Annotated in this window: 16 protein-coding genes; 3 read left to right on the top strand and 13 right to left on the bottom strand. The window is 71.1% G+C overall.

The window, feature by feature from the left end:
* Positions 1-46 precede the first annotated feature (46 nt).
* The 9 genes from ACNTMW_RS15130 to ACNTMW_RS15090 form a co-directional block, all read right to left on the bottom strand.
* The gene (locus ACNTMW_RS15130) at positions 47-820 is read right to left on the bottom strand and encodes a BPL-N domain-containing protein (protein WP_426634181.1); all 774 of its coding nucleotides are present in this window, start codon (positions 818-820) and stop codon (positions 47-49) included.
* The gene (locus tag ACNTMW_RS15125) at positions 820-2,298 is read right to left on the bottom strand and encodes a heparan-alpha-glucosaminide N-acetyltransferase domain-containing protein (RefSeq protein WP_426634180.1); all 1,479 of its coding nucleotides are present in this window, start codon (positions 2,296-2,298) and stop codon (positions 820-822) included. The genes ACNTMW_RS15130 and ACNTMW_RS15125 overlap by 1 nt, the downstream gene beginning before the upstream one ends.
* Positions 2,295-3,047 carry a BPL-N domain-containing protein gene (locus tag ACNTMW_RS15120; RefSeq protein WP_426634202.1) on the bottom strand — a complete coding sequence of 251 codons (753 nt, stop codon included), beginning with the start codon at positions 3,045-3,047 and terminating at the stop codon, positions 2,295-2,297. The genes ACNTMW_RS15125 and ACNTMW_RS15120 overlap by 4 nt, the downstream gene beginning before the upstream one ends.
* Positions 3,047-3,859 carry a dimethylarginine dimethylaminohydrolase family protein gene (locus tag ACNTMW_RS15115; protein WP_426634179.1) on the bottom strand — a complete coding sequence of 271 codons (813 nt, stop codon included), beginning with the start codon at positions 3,857-3,859 and terminating at the stop codon, positions 3,047-3,049. The genes ACNTMW_RS15120 and ACNTMW_RS15115 overlap by 1 nt, the downstream gene beginning before the upstream one ends.
* Positions 3,860-3,953: 94 nt before the next feature.
* Positions 3,954-7,940, bottom strand: coding sequence for a Pls/PosA family non-ribosomal peptide synthetase (locus ACNTMW_RS15110; RefSeq protein ID WP_426634178.1), 3,987 nt, complete (start codon positions 7,938-7,940; stop codon positions 3,954-3,956).
* Between the two features lie 868 nt (positions 7,941-8,808).
* Complete coding sequence (gene yicI, locus ACNTMW_RS15105) at positions 8,809-11,184, bottom strand: alpha-xylosidase (protein ID WP_426634177.1); 2,376 nt, start codon at positions 11,182-11,184, stop codon at positions 8,809-8,811.
* Positions 11,185-11,194: 10 nt separating this feature from the next.
* Positions 11,195-12,043 (bottom strand): carbohydrate ABC transporter permease, encoded by an 849-nt coding sequence (locus tag ACNTMW_RS15100; RefSeq protein WP_426634176.1) that lies wholly within the window; start codon positions 12,041-12,043, stop codon positions 11,195-11,197.
* Positions 12,044-12,955: a carbohydrate ABC transporter permease gene (locus ACNTMW_RS15095; RefSeq protein ID WP_426634175.1), complete on the bottom strand. Its 912-nt coding sequence runs from the start codon at positions 12,953-12,955 to the stop codon at positions 12,044-12,046.
* Positions 12,952-14,247, bottom strand: a complete 1,296-nt coding sequence (locus ACNTMW_RS15090) for an ABC transporter substrate-binding protein (protein WP_426634174.1) — start codon at positions 14,245-14,247, stop codon at positions 12,952-12,954. The genes ACNTMW_RS15095 and ACNTMW_RS15090 overlap by 4 nt, the downstream gene beginning before the upstream one ends.
* Before the next feature lie 537 nt (positions 14,248-14,784).
* Between ACNTMW_RS15090 and ACNTMW_RS15085 the strand changes: the two genes are divergently transcribed.
* Complete coding sequence (locus ACNTMW_RS15085) at positions 14,785-15,078, top strand: hypothetical protein (protein WP_426634173.1); 294 nt, start codon at positions 14,785-14,787, stop codon at positions 15,076-15,078.
* Positions 15,079-15,141: 63 nt separating this feature from the next.
* Here ACNTMW_RS15085 and ACNTMW_RS15080 read toward each other — a convergent pair whose 3' ends face one another.
* Positions 15,142-16,050, bottom strand: coding sequence for a hypothetical protein (locus ACNTMW_RS15080; protein ID WP_426634172.1), 909 nt, complete (start codon positions 16,048-16,050; stop codon positions 15,142-15,144).
* Between the two features lie 719 nt (positions 16,051-16,769).
* On the opposite strand from ACNTMW_RS15080, the gene ACNTMW_RS15075 reads away from it, so the two are divergent.
* Both ACNTMW_RS15075 and pgi read left to right on the top strand, forming a co-directional pair.
* Positions 16,770-17,534 carry a crotonase/enoyl-CoA hydratase family protein gene (locus ACNTMW_RS15075; RefSeq protein ID WP_426634171.1) on the top strand — a complete coding sequence of 255 codons (765 nt, stop codon included), beginning with the start codon at positions 16,770-16,772 and terminating at the stop codon, positions 17,532-17,534.
* Between the two features lie 122 nt (positions 17,535-17,656).
* Complete coding sequence (gene pgi / locus ACNTMW_RS15070) at positions 17,657-19,291, top strand: glucose-6-phosphate isomerase (RefSeq protein ID WP_426634169.1); 1,635 nt, start codon at positions 17,657-17,659, stop codon at positions 19,289-19,291.
* Between the two features lie 62 nt (positions 19,292-19,353).
* Here the strand turns inward: pgi and ACNTMW_RS15065 are convergent, their stop codons facing one another.
* The 3 genes from ACNTMW_RS15065 to ACNTMW_RS15055 all read right to left on the bottom strand — a co-directional run bounded on the left by ACNTMW_RS15065 (position 19,354) and on the right by ACNTMW_RS15055 (position 22,950).
* Positions 19,354-21,153, bottom strand: coding sequence for a bifunctional metallophosphatase/5'-nucleotidase (locus tag ACNTMW_RS15065; protein WP_426634168.1), 1,800 nt, complete (start codon positions 21,151-21,153; stop codon positions 19,354-19,356).
* A 146-nt stretch (positions 21,154-21,299) separates the two neighbouring features.
* The gene (locus tag ACNTMW_RS15060; RefSeq protein WP_426634167.1) at positions 21,300-22,046 is read right to left on the bottom strand and encodes an MmyB family transcriptional regulator; all 747 of its coding nucleotides are present in this window, start codon (positions 22,044-22,046) and stop codon (positions 21,300-21,302) included.
* A gap of 73 nt (positions 22,047-22,119) precedes the next feature.
* The gene (locus tag ACNTMW_RS15055; RefSeq protein WP_426634166.1) at positions 22,120-22,950 is read right to left on the bottom strand and encodes an SCO4651 family lipoprotein; all 831 of its coding nucleotides are present in this window, start codon (positions 22,948-22,950) and stop codon (positions 22,120-22,122) included.
* Positions 22,951-23,024: the final 74 nt, after the last annotated feature.

Raw genomic sequence — 23,024 nt, 5'->3', positions numbered from 1 at the left:
TCCTGGGTACGTGATGGACGGATACGAATGCCGGTGGTCGCTCCGCTCAGCTCGCCCGCGGCGGCGGTTGCCCGTGGACGGTGCTATCGATCAGGTCGTAGCCGAGGTCGAAGCGGATACTGCCGGGGCTCGGCAGACCGGCGCTGGTGTACCAGGACCGGTCGGCCTCGGGGTGCGGGCCCACGACGCCGACCCGCCCGCTGCCGTAGGTGGCGACGACGGCCGCGGGCGTGCCGTTGTCGTAGGTGGCCAGCACGGTCGCCGGCGCGCCGGGCCGGAGCCGGAACGTCGGTCCGTCCTGGAAGTACATCTGCCGCGCACGCCCGCGCCACCGCACGCCGACGACGGTGTCGTCCTCGTCGTGCACGCTGGCGCCGGGGGAGCTGATGTACTGGTCGACGTCGCCGGGCAGCAGCGCGAAGCCGGGGGTGGCGCCGGCCAGGTACGCACCCAGGCAGAACCCCAGGTAGTGTCCGCCGCCCCGGACGAAGTCGCGGATGTCGTCGGCGTACCGGCGCATCCGGCGCCAGCCCGACTCCACGCTGCCGCCGCCGGGCTGGGCATAGATCCTGGCCTCGGCCAGCGTGCCCGGCGAGATGTCCCGCTCCTCGTGTGGGCCGCAGAACTCGGTACGGAACCCGGTCGGCGAGCTGTGCAGCAGGGCGGCGACCGCCTCCGCGCAGCCGTTGCACGAGGCCGGACCCCGGTACACCAGGGCCAGCGGCCGGTCCCTGGAGTTGACGGCGGACACCCCGAGCCACCCCAGTCCGGCCAGGACACCGGCGGCCCCCACACCGATCAGTACACGTCTGCGATCCATCACTCCCGCCTCCGGTTGCCGTTGACCGAGCGCTCCGGGCGGGCGTGCCGGAGTCTGGCATGGCGCCCGCGCGGACCCTTCCGCATCGTGCGGTACACCCTGATCCCCCGCGCCCGGCCGGGCCGGGCGACGGGTGCGCCGGTCGCCGGGTCGCCGCCCCGAGCGCCGTCCCCGGGGCTCAGCAGGTCCCACAGGGACGCGTACGCCACGGTGGTCTCTCCCGCGGTGGGCTGTCGCGCGGCGGGCAGGGGCCGGCGCGACGGTCGCGGCTGCGGCGAGGTCGCCCAACGGCGGGCCCGGCGGGCCAGAGCGGTGACGAACGCCTCCAGCGGACCGCGGCCCATGGTGGCGCGCCAGCCGAGCCCGAGCAGCAGCACCGCGACGACCTGTACGAGGAAGCCGGTGGTGGCTTCGTAGTAGTCGTACTCGGAGTTGATGAAGACGATGTGCACGCAGTAGAAGGTCAGGGTCATGCTGCCGGCCGCCGCCAGCGGCGCCTGCACGGCGGTGACCAGCCGACGCAGCGCCGGTACCGGGACGTGGCTGGCGAGCAGCATGAACCCGAGCAGCGCCAGGGCCGTGCCGGTCGTACCCACGAGGTCGAGCGGGGTACTGGTGTGCGGGGCGTTGGTCGCGAGCCACCACCAGGTGGAGGTCGGGGTGGTGCCGTCGCCGCCGAGGGTGAGCAGTTCGGTGGTCTCCGGCACGGTCAGCACGCTGCGCGGCTGCGCGGCCCAGATGTGCGCCAGGCCGCCGAACCGGTGCAGCAGGATCGACGACGCGACCGTGGCCCCGACGGCGAGCACGACCCCGGTGCCGAGCAGCCCGATCGCCACCCGCAGCCGGGTCAGGGTGAGCCGCCCGACGATCAGGCCGGCGCACAGGTAGGTCATCCACGGCAGCGCCGGGTACTCGCCCGTGATCGCCAGTTCGCTGAGCAGCCCGGCCGGGTGGGCGAGGTCGGCGACCCCCGGATTGAGCTCGTCCGGGACCGGCAGGTGCGGCAGCAGCGTGTGGGTGAGTGCGGGAACCCCGGTGGCGAGGAGCGCCCCGGTCACCGCGAGCGTCCGGGTCGGCAGGAACACCAGCGGGATCACCAGGACGAACATCACCGCGTAGTACGGCAGGATCACCGCCGCTATCGACGCGTCGGTGGCGCCCAGCGCCAACCCGATCGCGCCGATAGCCAGCGCCCGGGTGACCAGGGCGGCCACCGTACCCCTGCCGTCGGCGAACCGGACCCGCCGGCGTCCGGTCATGAACGCGACACCGACCCCGGCCAGCACCGCGAACGTCGCCGCGGCCCGCCCGCCGAAGAGCCAGAACGACCACGACGGACGCCCGTTCGCGGTGGTGTCGTACAGCGAGTGCACCGCCATCATTCCCAGCAGTGCCACGCCCCGGACGGCGTCCACCCCCACCAGTCGCCGCTTGACCGGGGCCGCGCCCGCCGGTGGCGAGTGCGTCGTCGGTGTCATTGCTTCATCACCGCGTCCACCAGGTCGAGACCGAGGTCGGTGCCGGCGCCGTCCGGGACGGCCAGCCCGGCGTCGAGGTACCAGTCGTCGGTGGCCTCGGGATGCGGCCCGACGACGCCGACCCGACCCGTCCCGAACCCGGCGACCAGGGCGGCGATCGTCCCGTTGGGGTAGGTGGCCGTGACGGTCACGTCCGCGCCGGAACGGACCCAGAAGTACGGGCCGTCCTGGAAGAACAGCGTCAGCCGCCGGCCCCGCGACCAGACGTCGACCAGGCTGTTGCCGTCCGAGCGCACGGTGGCGCCGGCCGAGGTGATGTACTGGTCGGTGTCCCCGGGCAGCAGGCCGAAGCCGGGGGTGGCGCCGGCCAGGTAGCCGCCCAGGCAGAAACCCAGGTACCGCCCGCCGGAGGCGACGAAGTCCCGGATCGCGGCGCGGTGCTGGCGCAGGTGGCGGAAGCCGTGCGCGAGCGTGCCGCCGCCCGGCTGGACGTACAGCGCGGCGCCGGCCAGGGACCGCTCGGACAGCGGTACGTCCTCGTCCGGGCCGACGTAGCGGATGTCGAAGCCCCAGCGGCTGGATTTCAGCAGCGCCGCCACCGCCTCCGGGCAACCGGGCAGCGACGCCGGTCCCCGGTACACCAGCGCCACCGGCGACTCCCTCCGCCGCCGGTCGTTCGACGGGACGGGCAGGCCGCACGCGGCGAGTGCCCGGCGGGCGGTGAACATCCCGACCGACTTCCGGAACATCACGACGGCCTCCCGGGGAGCGGGTTGTCGAGGGTCAGGGCGGTGCAGCGGACCCCGCCGCCGCCCTTGGCCAGTTCGGTCGTGTCGAGTTCGACCACCCGCAGGCCACGGTCGCGCAGCTCGGCGGCCAGTCGCGGCGCACCCTGCGTCATGGTCACCGTGGTGCCGTCGCTGACCAGGTTGAGCGCGAACCGTGCGGCCTCGTCGGCGGAGACCTCGATCAGGTCCAGCCCGAGCCCGCGCAGGCGCCGCCGGCTGGGCGCGTCGAGGGCCTGCGGGCAGTAGGCGAGGGTGTGCGGGTTGGCGATGACCGCGACGGCCAGGTCGAGGTCGTACCAGCGCGGGCTCACCGTACGCAGCGGCACCACCTCGTAGCCGAGTTCGCGGGCCAGTACCGCGTGCATCCGCCGGTCGGTGCGCTGGCCGTACCCGGCCAGCAGCAGGTCGCCGAACGCCAGGGCGTCGCCCTGCCCGCTGAAGGGGTAGGGCGCTTCGACGATGTCGAAACCGCGGTCGATCAGCCAGTCCTGGACGTACGGCAACTCCGCCTTCCGCTCGGGCGGCGGGCTGCCCAGTACGGCCCGGTCACCGCGGACCACGGCGGCGTTGGCGGTGAAGACCATGTCCGGGCACTCCGGCGCGGAGGGCAGGTACTCGACGCGACGGCCCGCCGCGAGGTGTGCCGCCACGATCGCCTCGTGCTCGGCGACCGCCGCCACCGGGTCCGGCTGCACCTCGGTGTGCATGTACGGGTTGATCTCGTAGTCGACCCGGAAGTGGGCGGCGTCGGACACCAGCAGTTCGCTGTTCACCGTAAGTTCCCTCCATCGGTGTGTGGAATCCCTGGACCGGACGGCATCGGACTTCGTCGGCGCGCACCGCGGCCGACACGGGGGTGGACGGGCATCAGGCAGCCAGCTCCTCGGCGGCGTCGTAGGTGCTCACGCCCTGGGCGGGGATCCCGCGCCATCGGCTGCCCGGCGTGAGGTGCTCGCCCTTCATCAGCAGCGAGAGCGAGCCGAGTGAGACGTCGTCGCCGACGACCGCGTCGTACAGCACGATCGCGCGGGTCCCGATGGCGGCGCCGGTGCCGATGGTGACCTTCGACATCTTCATCACCCGGTCTTCGAACAGGTGGGTCTGCAGCGACACGTCGGGGCCCACCGACGCGTCGTCGCCGATCTCGACCAGGTCGAACTCGGTGAGGTAGGTGGTACCGATCCAGGTGCGCCGGCCGATGCGGACGCCGAACCAGCGCAGCACCGGCGGCAGGAACGGGGTACCGACGAGCAGGCCGACCCCGGCCGGGACCGCGGCGGCCTCGTAGATGCCGGTGACGAACTCGGTGCGGCGCACGTACGGGCTCCACAGTGGCTCGACCCGTGGCGTGTAGGTGCCGACGACGTTGTGCTTGATCGCCGCGCAGCAGGCGATCACCACGACGCCGGACGCGATCACGACCAGCGGCGAGACCAGCGCCGGGATGGGCAGGTCCCGTCCGTACGCGAGTTCGGACAGGGCGAGCAGGTAGAGGTAGAAGCTGGCGCCCAGGAGCGAGGCGGGCAGGGTGGCCCGGAAGAACTCGACGGCCAGCCGGTGGGCGACCACCCTCCGGGGCGGCCGGAAGGTCAGGTCCTCGGAGAAGTCGCCGCTGCTCTGGCGCAACGGCAGGTGCATCGCGGGGGAGCCCAGCCAGGACGTGCCCTCGGGCACCCCGCCGCTGGGTGGCACGGTGCTCACGCCGACCAGGGACTCGTCGCCCAGCTCGGTACCGGCCGGCACGAAGGCGGCGTTGCCGACGAACGCCCGGCTGCCCACCGTGGTGGGCAGGAACGCCATCCGGCCGCCCGCGAACGTGGCGGCACCGATGCTGGCCATGTCCGCCACGAAGCTCTCCGGGCCCAGGGTGAGCAGGTCCGGATCGATGTGCGCGGCGGTGGACACCTCGGCGCCGCGTCCTACCCGGGCGCCGAGCATCCGCAGCCACACAACGGTGTAGAGGGTCGCGTACAGCGAGTTGGTGAACATCAGGCTGAACTCGAGCAGCTTGTCCGCGATCCACTTGCGCACGCCCAGCCCGGAACGCACCGGATGGACGCCCACCGGTACGTGCGGCAGCACGATCCGCTTGCCGGCGGCCACCACCGCGCAGACGGTGAGCACGTACACCGGGCCGGCGGGCAGCGTCGCGACCAGACCGGCGAGCACGCCCCAGGTGAGCAGCGCCCACCAGACGAGCGCCACGCTGGGCAGGATCATCGCGATGGCGGCGAACTCCAGACCGACCAGGCCGGCCGCGGCCGCGGCGAGGTGGCGCAGGCGCCACCCGCGGACCGGTTCGCCGGACCCGAGCATGGCCTCCACGGTGGGCGCGAGCGCGTCGGCTGGGGTCGGCGGCGAACCGGACCAGCGTGCTCCGGGTGGGACGGTCTCACCTTCGCCGAGCACGGACTGCTCGCCGAGGCCGGCGCCGGCACCGACCGTCGCGCCGGGTTCGAGCACCGCGTTCGCCCCGACGAAGGCGCCCGGCCCCACCGTGATCGGGGCGACGGTCACCCAGCCGTCCTCGACGCGCCACGGCCGCAGTGACACGCCGTACCCGATCGCGGCGTCCGTTCCGATCTCGACCAGGGTGGGCAGGCTGATCGAGCTGGTCGCGATGGTGGTGCGGCGGCCGGTCCGGGCGCCGAGCAGCCGCAGGTAGGCCGCCATCAGCGGGGAGCCGCTCAAGACCGGTAGCGGCCCGACCGCCAGCAGCATGTTCAGTGCCCACAACCGGACGTACGTCAGCCCCCACAGCCGGTACCGGCCGGGGCGGATACCCGCGGCCAGCGGCCGGGCGAGCAGCACCGGCAGCAGCCACCGTACGCCGAGGTAGCTGACCAGAATCGCGATCATGAGTTGGACCAGCACGGCGACCGACACGTAACCGTTGTTCCAGGTGTACACATAGGAGACCGGCAGCGTGACGGCCAGCAGCAACAGGTAGATCGCCACCGCCTGGCCGAACCCGGCGGCCGCGATCCGCCCGCGGGAGTGGCGCAGCGGCGCGGGTCGGGGCGGTGCGGCCGGGCCGCTGTGCCGGGCCGCCGTGCCGAGGTGCGTGGCCATGCCGCGGACCGTCGGGTGGTCGTAGAGGTCGCGCAGCGCCGGGTTGGCGCCGATGCCGCGTACCCGCAGCAGCGAGACCACCGTCGCCGCGAGCAGGGAATGCCCACCCAGGTCGGTGAAGAAGTTCGCTTCGACCGACAGCGACGCGGGCTCCATGCCGAACGCCTCCGCCCACGCCGCGCGTACCTGCTCCTCCAGTTCGCCGTGCGCGGCGACGACGGGGCCACCGGCGGCCGAGGGCCGGCGGTGGACCGGCGCGGGCAGGCGCCTGCGGTCGACCTTCCCGCTCGGCATCGTCGGCAGGGCGGTGACGATGTCGAGGAAGGACGGCACCATGTAGCCGGGCAGCCGGGTCTGCACGGACTGGAACAACCGCCGGACCAGGTCGTCGTCGGCGGCTAGGCCGTCGTCGGTGTCCAGGTCGGTACCGGTCTCGGGGCGGGTGTCCGCGCCGTGGGCCGGGCGGACCACGTAGGCGGCCAGCTCGCGGGGGGCGTCGGGGGCGTCCGAGGTCGGCATCAGCGCCGCGACGGCCTCGGCGACCTCGGGGTCTTCGAGGAAGACGCTCTCGATCTCGCCGAGGTCGACCCGGTGTCCTCGGATCTTGACCTCGGCGTCCGCCCGCCCGAGGTACTCGATCTCGCCGTCGTCGGTGTACCGGCCCAGGTCCCCGGTGCGGTACAGCCGGCTACCCGGCGGAGCCAACGGGTGTTCGACGAACCGGTCCGCGGTCAGGTCGGGGCGGCCGACGTAACCGCGTGCCACCCCCGGCCCACCGATGCAGATCTCGCCGACCTCGCCGTCGCCGACGGGCTGCCGCTGCTCGTCGAGGAGCACGACCGAGTACGTCGGCAGGGGCCGGCCGATCGTGACCGGGCGCCCCGGCCGCAGCTCGCACCAGGTCGCCGTGACGGTGGCCTCCGTCGGCCCGTACGTGTTGAGGATCCGCCGGCCGGGCCGGCTCCACCGCTCGACCAGTTGTCCCGGGCAGGCCTCCCCGCCGACCAGCAGGTTGCGGATGCGGGGCAGGTCCCGCGGAATCGTGGCCAGCAGCGTGGGCACGCAGTAGAACACCGTGATGCCGCCCGCGTCGAGGAAGTCCGCCAGTTCCGCGCCGAGGCGGCGCGAGTCGGTCGGACCGGACACCAGCGTCGCGCCGACCGACCAGGTCGGCCAGATCTCCTCGATCGAGAAGTCGAACGCGATCGTCATCCCCTGGTACACCCGGTCGTCCGGGCGGACGTCGTACACGCCGGGCACCACGTCGAGGAAGTTGCAGATGCTCGACTGCGCCACCTCGACGCCCTTGGGCCGGCCGCTGGACCCCGAGGTGTAGATCACGTACGCCGTGGGGTCGCCGTCCCCGGCGCCGCCGTGGTCGGGTGCCGGCCGGTCGGAAGGGCGTGCGGCCAGCGCGGCGGCGCACCCGTCGACCGCCAGCACCCGACGGCCCAGACCGTCCGCCCGGTCGGCGAGGTCCGACGATGTCAGCAGCAGTGCGACGTCGGCGTCCTCGGCGATGTAGGCGACCCGGTCCGGTGGGGACTCGGGGTCGATCGGCACGAACGCCGCGCCCGCTTTCCCCACGGCCAGCAGCGCGACGTAGGTCTCGACCGAGCGTTGCAGCAGGATCGCCACCCGGGCGCCGCGGGAGATGCCGAGGTCGCGCAGGAGATGGGCCAGGCGGTTGGCGCGCACGTCCAGGTCGCGGTAGGTCAACCGCTCGTCGCCGCACTCCAGCGCCACGCCGTCGGCGTTGCGGTCGCACGCGGCTTCGAACACGTGATGCAGGCGCCGGGTGCCGGCTGGTCCGGTACCCGGGGGTTCAGCACCGGATGGTCCGGTATTCGGGGGTTCGGTACCGGACGGTTCGGTATCGAGCCGTTCGTATCTGGCCCTACTCCTGACGTAAAGGGCAGATTGGCGGGTAAGGGGGTGATTCGCGCCGTGACCGTCGTCGTGGGGACCGTCCGGACGGGGATCGTCACGCGGTGGTGATGCGGGCTCCGTGGTGGTCTGCGCGTGACCCGCGAGCCGGCTCCGTCTTCGCACACGTACCAGTTCCCTGAAAGACATGTGTCGTTGGTCCATTCCGTTCACTCGTCATCCACGTCCCCGTGCCGTACTCGCCCGGCTCAGCCATCACCGCGCGTCACGTCGCCACCGGTGCGGGCGCCGACCGGCGGCCGGGCAGCGAGCGTGCTCGCCCGCCGCTCGTGGCAGCCGCCGTACGCCTGTCCCGTCGTGGCGGTTGACCGGGTGCCTGAGTAGTGCGAGACCGCGGCACAACAGCGAAGAGCGCGGCCCGTTCGGGATCGGGCCGCGTGTGCCGGAAGCGCTATAGCCACATGGATGTGCGTTAAACCTGAGAGCTTGTCGGCCTTTCGGGCGGTCATCGACCGACGCTCGGCTCCGTCCGCCGCCACGATCGTCGTCCCTCCGGGTCCCACCGGCGGAGGTTGCCCTGATCCTTTGTAGACCCGGTGCGGGACGGCCGAGCCATCTATCGGCGCACGCGTGCACATGGTGCGTCTGCCGGCGGGGCACTCACCGACGGACGTTTGTGGACGGATCCCCCCGGTGCACGCGCCTGTCCCTGCCGGGAGTCCGCCGCGTGGTTCGTTCCGCCGGTTCTGTTACGGCCGCACCGCTACTTCTGTGACGGCCTCACCGCTGCGCCCGGCGCGGACCCGAGACGGACGGCGCACCGCTGCGCCGGCGCGTCCATCTCGACCAGTACGCCGTCACCGCCGGGGACCACCCGGCCACCGGTCACCGTGGCCTCGCCGTGCTCGCCGACCAGCAGGACACGCCAGGCTGCCGGCGGGGCGGCCGGTCCGACGGCGGTCCGTTCGGCCACGACCGTCGACCCGTCGCGTACCACCGTGAACGTCGCGGCCACCGCGCCGGTCGGGTCCGGCACGGTCACCGTGGTGCGCTGGCCGTCGCGCGGCCGGTACACGCGCAGGGTCACGCCGTCGGCGTACGGGTACTCCGGGCCGTCGTCGCGCACGCCGAACGGGATGACCGCGCCGGGCCGGGCCAGCAGCGGCAGGTCGCCGAAGCCGTACCGACGCCGGAACCAGGCCGGGCCGGTGAACACCTCGCCGGTGCGCAGGTCGGTCCAGTCGCCCGCCGGTACGTAGAACGAGGTGTCGCCGTCGGCCGAGAACACCGGCGCGACCAGCAGGTCGTCGCCGAGCATGTACTGCCGGTCCAGGTACGCGCAGGCGGGGTCGTCGACGAAGTCGAACGCCATGGGGCGCATCACCGGCGTCCCGTCGCGGTGCGCGGCCAGCGCCGCCGCGTACAGGTACGGCATCAGCCGCGCCTTCAGCCGGGTGTACTCGCGCAGGATGGCGACGGCGTCGTCGCCGAACAGCCACGGCACCCGGTAGGACTGGTTGCCGTGCAGCCGGCTGTGCGACGACAGCAGCCCGAACGGCAGCCACCGTGTGAACACCGCCGGGTCCGGTGTGCCCTCGAAGCCGCCGATGTCGTGGCTCCAGAACCCGAAGCCGGACATCGCCAGCGACAGCCCACCGCGCAGGCTCTCGGCCATCGACGCGAACGTCGACTCGCTGTCGCCGCCCCAGTGCACCGGGAACCGCTGCGACCCGGCCGTCGCCGACCGGGCGAACAGCACCGCGCCGCCGTCGCCGTACCGCTCGCGCAGCACCTCGAAGACGGTTTCGTTGTACAGGTAGCTGTAGTAGTTGTGCATCCGGTGCGGGTCGGAGCCGTCGGCGTACACCACGTCGGTCGGGATGCGCTCGCCGAAGTCGGACTTGAAGCAGTCCACCCCGACGTCGAGCAGGGCGCGCAGCTTCCCGGCGTACCACTCGCGGGCCGCCGGGTCGGTGAAGTCGACCAGCGCCATGCCGGCCTGCCAGTCGTCGGTCTGCCAGACGCCGCCGTCCGGCCGGCGGAGCAGGTACCCGGCCGCCATCCCCTCGTCGAACAGCGCCGACCGCTGCGCGATGTACGGGTTGAGCCAGACGCAGATACGCAGCCCCTTCGCCTTCAGCCGGGCGAGCATCCCGGCCGGGTCTCCGAAGGTCTCCGGGTCCCACTCGAAGTCGCACCAGTGGAACTCGCGCATCCAGAAGCAGTCGAAGTGGAACACCGACAGCGGGATGCCGCGCTCGGCCATCCCGTCGACGAAGCCGGACACCGTCTGCTCGTCGTACGAGGTGGTGAACGACGTCGACAGCCACAGCCCGAACGACCAGGCCGGCGGCAGCGCGGGCCGGCCGGTCAGCGCCGTGTACCGGTGCAGGATCTCCCGCGGGGTCGGCCCGTGGATGACGAAGTACGAAAGCTCCTGGCCGGGCACGCTGAACTGCACCCGGGAGACGTGCTCGGAGGCCACCTCGAACGACACCGCGCCGGGGTGGTTGACGAAGACCCCGTAGCCGGCGTCGGTGAGGTAGAACGGCACGTTCTTGTACGCCTGCTCGCTGCTGGTGCCACCGTCGGCGTTCCAGATGTCGACGGTCTGGCCGTTCTTGACCAGCGGGCCGAACCGCTCGCCGAGGCCGTACACGTGCTGGGCTACGCCGAGGTCGAGCTGCTCGCGGATGTGGTGGCCGCCGCCGTCGACCTCGATCGCGGCCATCGCCCTGGCGCCGCTGCCGGTGAGGCGAGCACCCTCGGCGAGGAAGTCCATCGACCACTCCTCGCCGAGGCGGAACCGTGCGCTCAACGTCCCCGAGGTGAACGTGACGGCGTCGTCGTCGCGGGTCACCAGGGGCGCGCAGGTGGGGTCGGCGGTGAGCCGGAACTCCGGCCCCGGCGCGGGGCCGCCCCGCCAGCGGCTGATCCGCACCCCGATCACGCCGGGCATCGGCGAGGTGCAGGTGACCTCGATGAGCGGGGTGTTGAGGGTGTCCCCGCGGTGGGCGATGCGGCGGGTCGGCGCGTACACGGTCAGCGAGTCGGGGCCGACCGACACGTCGCGTACGTGTGCCGGGTAGCGCGGCCGGACGCCGTCGCGCATCATCCAGTACCCGTCGCTGAACTTCATCCGCCCTCGCTCACTTGACGGCGCCCGCGGTGACCCCTCGGGTGAGGGTGCGCTGGAAGAGCAGGAAGAACACGACCGCGGGCAGGATGCCCAGCAGCGCCGAGGCGCTGGTGGTGGTCGCGTCCATGAACATCTGGCCCTGGAGGACGCCGAGGGCCACCGGGACGGTCTGCTGGTCGTTGGAGACCAGGAAGACCAGGGGCAGCAGGAACTCGTTCCAGGTCCAGATGAAGAAGAACGTGAACAGCACGGCCAGCGTGGGCCGGCTGACCGGTACGACGATCCGCCACAGTGTCCGCCACCGGCCGGCGCCGTCGACCGCCGCGGCGTCGAGCAGTTCGGCGGGGAAGCCGGCGTACACCCCCGACAGCAGGTAGGTGCCGAACGCGCTCTGGATCGCGGTGAAGATGATGATCACGGCGAGCTGGCTGTCGTACAGGTTGACCAGCTTGGACAGGTAGTACAGCGGGTAGACCAGTCCCTCCTGCGGCACCAGGTTGGCCACCAGGAAGGCGACCAGGAACCAGGTCCGGCCACGGACCCGGCCGATGCCGAGGGCGTACGCGTTGAGTACCGAGACGACCACGGCGGCGACCGCGACGGTCAGGCTGACGACGAGGCTGTTGAGCAGCTTGCGGCCGAAGTCGACCCGGTGCCAGAAGTCGACGATGCCACCCAGGTGCACGGAGCCGGGCAGGGCCAGCGGCCCGTGCCCGGCGTACTCGGCCGGGGTCTTCACCGCGTTCATCGCCACCAGGGCCATCGGGGCGAGGACCAGCAGCACGAGGGCGCTCAGGCCGACCAGCACGCCGTACTGCGCGGGAGTGCGCCGCCGCCCCACCGAGCTGCGTCCGGCCACTCAGGCCTCCCCGCCGCGGGTCTGCACCCGCAGGAAGACGAAGGTCAGCGCCACGATCAGCACCACCAGCACGGTCGAGATCGCCGAGCCGTAGCCGACGTTCGCGCGTTCGAAGAAGTTCTGGTACGCGAAGTAGCTCGGCACCAGCGTCGCGTTGCCGGGGCCGCCCCGGGTGAGCACGAAGACCTGACCGAAGATCTTCAGCGCGGCGATCGTGGTGGTGACCAGCACGACGTAGATCTCCGGGCGGATCTGGGGCACCGCGATCCGGACGAACCGCTGCCACCAGCCGGCGCCGTCGAGGTCGGCCGCCTCGTACAGCTCCGGGTCGATGCGCTGCAACCCGGACATGAACATCACGACCGGGTAGCCGATCTGCACCCAGACCATGATCGCCATGATGCTGTACAGCGCGTACGCCGGGTCGCCGAGCCAGTTGCGGGCCAGGGCGTCCAGCCCCGCCGACGTCAGGATCGCGTTCAGTGCCCCGTAGCCCGGGTGCAGGATCCACCCCCAGACGATGCCGGTGACCGCCACCGGAAGGACCTGTGGCAGGTAGAAGCCGGCCCGCAGCGCGCTCGCGGCACGCGCGCCGAACCGGGGGAGCACGTAGTCGAAGAGCACCGCGGCGAGCACCAGGCCCAGCACGGTCGGTATCACCGCCATCGCGACGACCAGCGCGACGATGTGCTCGAACGACGCCCAGAAGTTGGCGTCGCGCAGCAGCCGGGTGTAGTTGCGCAGCCCGACCCAGGTCGGGGTGCCGACCCCGGTCCAGTCGGTGAAGCTGGTCGCGACGGTGGCCAGCACCGGCACGACGACCACGACGAGGCCGAGGGCCGCGCCGGGGAGCAGGAAGATCCCGTACCCGGCGCGGCGGTGTGTTCGGGTCGCCTGTCGGAGGGTGGTCACTTGCCGACGTTGGCGAGGTTGTCGCGGTACGGCCCGGCCAGCTCGTCGAGCACCTTGTCCGGACCCGCCGAGCCGTTGATCAGCTTTTGCACCCCCGCCACCAGGACGTCGTAGTAGCCGGGCGCCGGCCAGTCCGGGTAGAACGCGATCCCGTCGTTCTTCGTGACCGCGTTGAAGTTCTCGATCAGTTCCTTGCTCTTCGGGTCGGTGATCGCCGCAGGGTCGGCCGCGACCGGGATGCCGCCCGAGTTGCCGAGCAGGTTCTGGATCTCCGGCTGCATGGTGATGTCGATGAAGTCGTACGCCAGGCTCTTGTTCTTGGCGTTGCGGGGCACCACCCACAGGTTGCCGCTCGAACCGGGGTGCAGTTTCGTGCCCGGGAACAGGAACGTGCCCCACGTGAAGTTCTTGATCTCACTGGCGAACCGGCCGAACCACCAGCTACCCGAGATGACGATCGGGTACCGGCCCTGCTCGAACGCCTGCCCCATGTCCTCGGCCTTGATGCCGGCGGAGTCCTTGCCGATGTAGCCCTTCTTCACCCAGTCGGCGAACGTGTTCGCCGCGTACGTGAACTCCGGACCGTGGAAGTCGACGGGGTGCTTGTAGAGCTGATAGTCGTCCACAAAGGAACGCTGCGCCTTCGACAGCGCGAGCAGGTACAGGATCTGCTGCGCCGGATACTCCGCGCCACCGACCGACAGCGGCGTGACGCCGGCCTTCGCGAAGGTGTCCATCGCGGACTCGAACTCGGCCAGGGTGGTGGGCACCTGCACGTTGTGCTTGGCGAACAGGTCGGCGTTGTAATAGACCATGACGTACTCGCCGTAGTTGGGCACGCCGTACCACTTGCCGCCGCCCATCACTCCCTTGGCGTCGTACCGGGCCGTGGTCTGCAGGCCGGCGCTGAGCTTACTGTCCCAGCCCCGCTTGCCCACCTCCGCGGTGAGGTCGGTGAGCAGGCCCTGCTTGGACAGCAGGCCGGCGCTGGCGTTGCCCTTGTTGTACTCCATGACGTCGGGCGCCTCGCCGGAGTTGAGGATCATGTTGGCGCTCTGTCGGATCTGCTCGAAGCCCTTCTCCTCGAACTGAACCTTCACGCCGGGGTGGCTGGTCTTGAACTTCTCGATCGCCTTGTTCCAGGCGGTGCCCATCGCACTGTTGGCACCCTCGTAGTGCCACAGCTTCAGGACCTTGCCGTCCTCGCTGGAACCGGAGCTCCCGCACGCGACGAACATCGGGGACAGGGCGACCACCGCCGCGGCGGCGACGGCCGTGCGAAGTCGGGACACGGCGGCTCTGCGAACTCTCAACACGGCTCGTCTCCTCGCGCGAGAACGCTGGTCGAAGCGCTTCGACACGACGTTAAGGATCAATGGCGAACGTGTCAACGGGTTGACGGAGGCCGATGGGTGGGACTGCCATGATCGTGGAAGGTCGCCGGTCGCTGGTCCCCGGTCGGCGGTCGCTGAGCGGCGGTCGCCGACCGGGGTGTAAAAGCCGTGGGGCCGGGAAGTAGCGGCAGTGCCGGTGGCACAGTGCAGGATCCACAGAGATCACTGGGACACGCAGAGATCACTGAGATACGCCCGCCGAAACACCGCACGACAGCGCCCGCAGTGGCCGTCGTCGGTCCGGCTCGTCGTCCGCACGGTTCATCGCCCCTCTCACATCGTGGTGACGGAAGATGCGCGCAACCTGAGCTCCACGGCGACAGCGGTCCATCGCCGGATCACGCGCCGGGTACCACCGCCTGCCTGCCGTGCGGTCGCAGGCCGGTGGCCGCCATCTCGCGGACCTCGACGACATGGTACGGAAGGGAGGCAGTCGTGGGATGGTTCGCGCGGTGGCGGCGGGCGCGGCGGGCGCGGCGCCTGGGCAAGCGGCTCGACCGGGCCTGCGTCGAGACCGGCGGGCGCCGGCTGTGCGACGGCGACACGGTGCTGTTCCCGGGGTACCCGCGCTGGACCGACCTCATCAACCGGGACCTGCGCCCGGCCCGCGGCCGGCCCGGTGACCCTCCGCTGGACCGGGTCCTGCCACCGGTGGCGGAGCCGCCCGCGACCACCGGTCATCATCAGCGGGAGCAGGCACGATACGACCGGCGGCCCGCGAGTCCATGATGGATTCGCGGGCCGCCGGTCAGGGTACGTCGGCGCCGACAGGGGGGAGCGGCGCCGACGCGTCTACTGGAGAATGCCGCTGACGATCTCCTCGGCCCGGCTCTCGTGCTTGGCGTACGCATCGGGGAACGCCGAGCCCTGGACCGTCTGGGCGGCTACGGTGACGGGCATCTGCTCCCAGCCGGCAATGGTGGCCAGCCGGGAGTAGAAGGCCTTCGCCGAGGACTTGGGGGTCATCAGCTCGTCGACGCTGCCCCAGCCCATGCTCGCCCGCTGCTGGAACAGGCCGACCGAGTCGTAGTCCTGCCCGGTACCCTCGTTGGGCAGGTTCAGCGACTGCGGCACACCCGGGTTGGCGAGGTTGCGCAGCTGGCTCTCCTGCAGCGCGGTGGCGATCGCGACCACGTACGCGCGCCGGGGCAGGTTCATCTCCTGGCCGGCCTCGACGATCGCCTGGGCGTTGTTCATCTGGATCTCGTCGAGTCCGGCGACCGGTGCCTTCTTCGTCGGCGCCGGCGCGGGCGTCGACTTCTGGTCGCTCTGCTTCTGGGCGCTCCGCTGCTGTCCGGCCGACTTGTGGCCGGACGACTGCTGGTCCGACGGCTGGGTGGTGTCGCGATTGTGGCTGCGGTTCCCGCGCTCGTCGGCCGTCAGGCGGTCGGACTCGGCCGCCAGCGCGGCGGTGGCGGCGGTGTCGTTCGAGTTGGGCGTCGCGGCGGTCGACGACGCGAGACCGATCCCGGACAGTACGACGGCGGCGGCGACCGCGCCCACCAGCGGGCGCAGGTCCAGCCCGCTGGAATGGCGACCCCGGCGGTAGCGCCGGAGCGCGGTGGTGGTGCGGCGGAGCGGTTCGTACGACGCCTCGAGCTGTTCGTACGACGCCCGGAGGCGGTGGGACGACGACTGCAGCCGCTCGTACGACGAGCGGAGCGCGTGCGACGACTGCAGCCGCTCGTACGACGACTGCAACCGCCCGTACGACGACCGGAGCGCCGGCGACGACTGCAGTCTCTCGTAGGACGCGCGGAGCAGGCTGGAGGAGTGGCGGACGACGTTGGACGCGAGGGGGCGGAGCGCGTCGCCTGGCTGCTGATCGCTGTCTGGCTGCTGATCGCTGTCTGGCCGCTGATCGCTGTCTGGCCGCTGATCGCTGTCTGACCGCTGATCGCTGTCCGGCCGCTGGTCATTGGCTGGCTGCTGATCTTTGTCATTCTCGGCGTTGCATGGCACCCGGTGAGCTTAAATACGACATGGTGTTTCTTGGCGACCACAAGTGCCACATGCCACACTTTCGACTTCAAAAAGTAGTCGCTTGATTACTATTTGCAATATCAACATCCGTAAGGTCCATTTTTTACTAGATCGTGAGAATGTCGGTGGGTCGGTGATGGACGTTGATTTATCGGCATCGGGCCGGTGTGGCTTTTCAAAATCAACAGCGGGTGGGCCCGAGAAACTACCGGTTCCCATGTCCGGGAGACAGCATTACGCCGAACTGTGCGGATCTTGAACGGCCCGCCGGGACCCGCCCGGGCGGTGGCGTGATTCGATGAGCGGATGCTGACGATCGACATGGTTCGCGCCGGCGCCACCCGGTCCGGCGCCACCCGGTCCGGTGCCGGTCGGCGGGAAGCTGACCCACCGGCCGGTGGCGGTCGGAACCCCGCGGCCGCCGAGGAGGCGGCCCGGTGAGCGCGGTACGCGTGGAGCGGTCCGGCCCGGTCACGACGGTGATCCTGGACCGTCCGGACGTCCGCAACGCCGTCGACCGGGCGACCGCGCAGGCCCTCGCCGACGCGTTCCGGGAATTCGACGCCGACGACCGGGCGCGGGTGGCGGTACTCTGGGGCGCCGGTGGCACCTTCTGCGCCGGCGCGGACCTGCACGCGATCGCCGCCGGGCAGCCGAACCGGTTCGAGCCGGACGGCGACGGCCCGATGGGCCCGACCCGGATGCGGCTGAGCAAACCGGTCATCGCCGCGGTCAGCGGGTACGCCGTCGCCGGCGGACTGGAACTGGCCCTGTGGTGCGACCTGCGGGTGGTCGAGGAGGACGCGACGTTCGGCGTGTTCTGCCGACGCTGGGGCGTGCCGCTGGTCGACGGCGGTACGGTCCGGCTGCCCCGGATCGTCGGCCTCGGCCGCGCGCTCGACCTCATCCTCACCGGGCGCCCGGTCGACGCCACCGAGGCGTTGTCCATCGGTCTCGCCACCCGCGTCGTACCCACCGGTGCGGCCCGCGCCGCCGCCGAGGAACTCGCCGCGACCATCGCCGCGTTCCCGCAGATCTGCCTGCGCCACGACCGCGCGTCGGTGTACGACGCGTCCGGGCTCGACCCGGCGCGCGCCCTCACGGTCGAGTACGAGCACGGGCGGGCGGCGCTGGAGACCGAGGCGACGCCCGGCGCGACGCGGTTCAGCGAGGGCGGCGGGCGCGGCGGCAGCTTCGCCTGACCGCGCGGCCTGATGGCGCTGCCTGACCGTGTGGCCGGATGACCGGAGCAGGTGCGGTTTGCCCGTCCCGCGCCGGGTACCGTGAGGTCGGGAAATGATCCTTCCAGGCCGGGAGCAGACCGATGAGCACGGACGTCAGCACCACCGCCGAATGGCAGGCGCTGCAGGCGCACGCCGAGAAGACCCGCGACATCCACCTGCGCGACCTGTTCGCCGCGGATCCGCAGCGGGCCGAGCGCCTCACCGGCCAGGTGGCCGAGCTGTACGTCGACTACAGCAAGAACCGGGTCACCGACGAGACGATCGCGCTGCTGACCGCGCTCGCCAACCGGGTCGGGCTGACCGACCGGATAGCGGCCATGTTCTCCGGCGAGCACATCAACACCAGTGAGGACCGTGCCGTCCTGCACACCGCGCTGCGGGTACCCCGCGACACGAACCTCACCGTCGACGGCCAGGACGTGGTCGCCGACGTCCACGAGGTACTCGACCGGATGGCCGCCTTCGCCGAGCGGGTGCGGTCGGGGGAGTGGCGCGGGCACACCGGCAAGCCGATCAGGACGGTCGTGAACATCGGCATCGGTGGCTCCGACCTCGGGCCGGTCATGGCGTACGAGGCGCTCAAGGCGTACCGGGACACCGACATCACCTGCCGGTTCGTGTCCAACATCGACCCCACCGACCTGTACGAGAACACCCGTGACCTCGACCCGGAGACCACGCTGTTCGTCGTGGCCTCCAAGACGTTCTCCACCCTGGAGACGCTCACCAACGCGAAAGAGGCGAAGGCCTGGCTGCTGGGCAAGCTCGGCGCCGACTCCTCCGCGGTGGCGAAGCACTTCGTCGCGGTCAGCACCAACGAGCAGCGGGTACGCGACTTCGGCATCGACCCCGCCAACATGTTCGGATTCTGGGACTGGGTCGGCGGGCGGTACTCGTACGACTCGGCGGTCGGCCTGGCGCTCATGCTCGCGATCGGGCCGGAACGCTTCCGCGAGATGCTGGCCGGGTTCCACGCCGTCGACGAGCACTTCCGCACCACCCCGATCGAGCGGAACGTGCCGGCGCTGATGGGGCTGCTCAACGTCTGGTACAACGACTTCCTCGGCGCGCAGACGCACGCCGTGCTGCCGTACTCGCAGTACCTGCACCGGTTCCCGGCGTACCTGCAACAGCTCACGATGGAGAGCAACGGCAAGTCGGTGCGCGCCGACGGAGCCCCGGTGACCTACCAGACCGGGGAGATCTTCTGGGGTGAGCCGGGTACGAACGGCCAGCACGCCTTCTACCAGCTCCTGCACCAGGGAACGAAGCTGGTCCCGGCCGACTTCATCGGCTTCAGCGAGCCCAACCACGACATCGATCGGATGCACGACCTGTTCATGTCGAACTTCTTCGCCCAGACCGCGGCGCTGGCGTTCGGCCGTACCGCCGAGGAGATCGAGGCCGATCCGGTGGCGGGCGAGGTCGTGCCGCACAAGGTGATGCCGGGCAACCGCCCGACCACCTCGATCCTCGCGCCGAAGCTCACGCCGTCGACGCTCGGCCAGCTCGTCGCGCTGTACGAGCACATCACCTTCACCGAGGGCATGATCTGGGGCATCGACCCGTTCGACCAGTGGGGCGTGGAGCTGGGCAAGGTGATGGCCAACCAGCTGGAGCCGCTGCTGACCGGTGAGAAGCCGACCGGCACGGCCCCGGACCCGTCGACCCGGGCGCTGATCGAGCGGTACCGGGCCCAGCGCGGACGGGGCTGACAACGCGGACGGGGCTGACAATGCGGGCGGGGCGTGCCGGCACGCCCCGCCCGCGACCGCCGTCAGAAGACCGGGACGCCCGCGCGGACCAGCTTCCAGCTGGGCTGGTAGAAGTCGGCCGGGTCAATGATGCCCTTGGCCTGTGCCCAGTCGATGAGCAGCTGGCGGATCTCCTTCTGCTCGTTGTACACCTGCGTCTTCACGATGCCGGGGAAGGCACCGCCGCCGCTGCGCCGGTAGTTGTTGACCGCGACGACGAACCGGTCGCCGTCGGCGATCGGCAGCTCGGCCCGCTCCAGCCGGACGATCCGCTGGCCGACCGGTCGGGCGATGTCGATGTCGTAGTCGACGCCGGACAGCACGTCGTAGTTGTAGTCCGGCACCGCCGGGTCGCTGATCGTCGCCGGGTCGACCGGAGCGCCGGGGGCGAGGGTCACGAAGTACTTCGCCGAGTACTCCAGGTACGCCTTCACCTCGGCGCCGCTGAGCACGACGGCCTCGAGGGTGTTGTCGTAGACGTACAGGCCGGCCACGTCCCGGATCCGCACGTCACCGGCGGGGAAGACGGCGGTGCGGGAGAACGGCGCGGCGATCGACAGCACCGGCAGGCCCGCGTACTGGCCACCGGCCAGGGCCGCGGTGACGACCTCGGTCTGCACCTTGTTGATGAAGTCGAGGATCGGGGTGTCCTTGTAGCGCGACTCCGCAGCGGACAGCTCGACGCTCGATCGGGCGACGACCTTGTTGACGTAGTTGACGGTCTTGGTGTGCTGGGCGCGCACCGCCGCCAGTACCTTCGGGTCCTCGACCACGGTGTTGGTGTTCAGCATCGTGGCCCGCTTGCCGGTGATCGTCCAGCGGCCGCGGTCCCGGCTGAGCGTGAAGTCCATCCGGGTGAGCCGCTGCCCCCACTTCGACGGCTCGGACAGCAGGACCTGCTCGCCGGTCCTGGTGTTGGTCACGAACCGCTCGACGACCTCGTTGTGGGCGTGCCCGAACAGGATCGCGTCGATGCCCGGCACCTGCTCGGCGATCATCGCGCACGGGTTCTCGTTCGGCAGCTCCGGCCCGTAGCTGGAGGTGCCGCTGTCGCCGCCGTGTGCGGAGACCAGGACGATGTCGGCGCCGCGCGCACGCATGACCGGCACCCACTTCGCGGCGGCCTCGACCATGCCGACAAAACGAAGTTTTCCCTCGACGTTGCCCTTGTCCCAGATGGCCACGCCGGGGTTGGTCAGGCCGAGGATGCCGACGCGCAGCGTCGGCGCGCCGGGGCCGAGGTCGACCTTCTTGATGATGTACGGCAGGAACGCCGGCTTGCCATCCTTCGCGTTGACCGCGTTCGCCGCCAGGGCCGGGAAGCCGAGCTGCCGGATCCACATCGCGAGCAGGGGCAGGCCGTAGTTGAACTCGTGGTTGCCCAGGGTCACCGCGTCGTAGTTGATGACGTTCATCGCGCGGGCCATCGGGTGCGTCTCACCGGTCGAGGTGATCGGCTCCTGCTTGGCGTAGTACGTGGCCAGCGGCGTGCCCTGGATGGTGTCACCGGCGTCGAGTACGAGCGTCGCCTTGCCGCGCCGCTCGGCGCGGATCTGGTTGACCAGCGTCGCCAGCTTCGCCACGCCGACGTCGTTGTGCTTGCTGTCGTCGTACTCGGCGTCCGTGTAGTAGTCCCAGTTGTAGACATTGCCGTGGGTGTCCGACGTGCCCAGCAGGGTCAGGTCGTAGGTCTTGGGCTGGGGCCTGGACGGCTCGGACGGCCGGTGCGCCTGCGCCGGAGCGGCGGCGACCAGCGGAGCGGCCGCCGCGGCCGCGGCGGCGGCCAGGACGCGGCGCCGCGACGGGCCGGGGGGAGGTGTCATTACGCGCCTTCCATGACGGTCGGGTGCGCCTCGTGGGCGCCGACCGCACGATAACGGCCGATGAGCGGCCACGCTACGTACCCCGCGCGTCGATGCGGTATGTCAACCGTCCGGATACCGGGCGGTCACCCGCACGAGGGTGCCGCTCAGCGCGCAGCGATCGGGTGGTCGCGCCGCGTCACGTCCTGCCGGGTTGGACCGGCGCTTCGGCCGGCCAGCGCGTGGACGGCGGCCTCCGCGGCCGAGCCCGGCTGTGCGGTGTAGGTGACGAGGCTGAGATCGGGGGAGTCGGGCAGCGCCATCGCCTCGTACGCCAGCGTGAGGTCCCCGACGACCGGGTGGTGGAACCGCACGTCCCCGTGGGTCCGGCGCCACACCGGGTGGTCGGCCCACCACCGGCGGAACTCCGGGCTCTTGAGGGACAGCTCGCCGACCAGGGCGGCCAGCCTCGGGTCGTCGGGGTACAGGCCGGCGTGCATGCGCAGGCCGCCCAGCGTGATGAGGGCCTTGCCCTCCCAGTCGGCCCACAGGTTGCGGACGCCCTCGTCGAGGAAGATCAGGCGTGCCATGTTGCGCCGCTCCGGTGCGAGCGCACCGAGGTCCACCGCGTACAGGGCGCTGGCCAGGTCGTTCCAGGCGAGGATGTCCAGGCCGCGCCCGAGGATGTACGCCGGCGCCCCGCACAGGGCGTCGAGCAGCCACTGCTGGCTCGGCCGTACCCGCTGCTGCGGCCGACCGGCCCGGCGGACCTGGCGGGCCGGCCTGGCCAGGTTGTGCAGGTGGGTGCGTTCGGCCTCGTCGAGGCGCAGGGCCGTCGCGACGGCGTCCACGATCGCACCTGAGACGTTGCGCAGCCGTCCCTGCTCCAGGCGTACGTAGTAGTCGGCGCTCACCCCGGCGAGCTAGGTGACGGGGCGTAGCCCGCGTTCTCTTCGGGATCACGGCCGTGAGGTTCGCGCCGTGGGGTCAGCCGGTGAGACCGGATCCGAGCTTGCTCAGCATCTCGGCCATGTCGAAGACCTCCGCCGCCGGCGGCTCCGTGACCGTGACCGGCTTGCCGTAGTCGCTGTAGTCGGTGGTCATGTCGGTGTCGCCGAGCACGACGTGGCTGCGCCGCATCAGGTACTGCTCGTCGACCCACAGGTCGGTCTTGACCTCCTTGATGCCCTGCGCTGACATCGCCTTCTCCGCCTCCGGACGGGTCGCCGGGTCAAGCTGCGCGAGGTACGTCGACATCGGCGCGGTGGACGCGTAGTGGACGGTCTTGACCCCGGCGACCGTCTCCTCGCCCACGACGCTGAGGGCGCCGCTGTCGATCATCGTCTTGACCTGCTTCCTCGGGTCGACGTCGTCGAACTGGCGGGCGAACTCGCCGGTGTTCTTGGAGTCCTTGCCGAGGTCCATCTTCATCCAGGTCTTGCCGTCCAGGTCGGCCCGGTCCTTGGCCGGTACTTGGACGTAGATGACGGTGCCGAGCATGCGGACCTCGGTCGGCCCGTCCTCCGGGTCGTCCATGGTGAGCTGCGCGGTGACCGGAGTGCTCAGCGCGACGGCACCCTTGGCCTGGAATTTCTTGCCGGCGGTGGTGCCCTGCATCGAGATCACGACGGACTTGGCGTCGCCGCTCTTCTCCCCGGCCTTCTGCAGCGAGCCCTTGGCGTCGCTGCGCAGCAGCGCCAGGACGCTCGACGTCGCCTCGGTCTTCGCGGTGTCCGATGTCGCGGAAGAACCGCAGCCGGCCAGGGCGAGAGCGCCCAGGGCGACGGCGGCCAGCGCGATCTTTCCCGAACCCAACACGAGATCACTCCCCTAGATCCTTGGATTGCAACGCCGGAGAGTATCGCAAGGGCGCCAGCTCAAACGATGTCGGT

The organism is Planosporangium spinosum, assembly GCF_049999945.1.
Taxonomy (GTDB): Bacteria; Actinomycetota; Actinomycetes; order Mycobacteriales; family Micromonosporaceae; genus Planosporangium; species Planosporangium spinosum.
The sequence above is the reverse complement of the archived record's forward strand: the minus strand, read 5'-3'. Positions and strand labels throughout refer to the sequence as shown.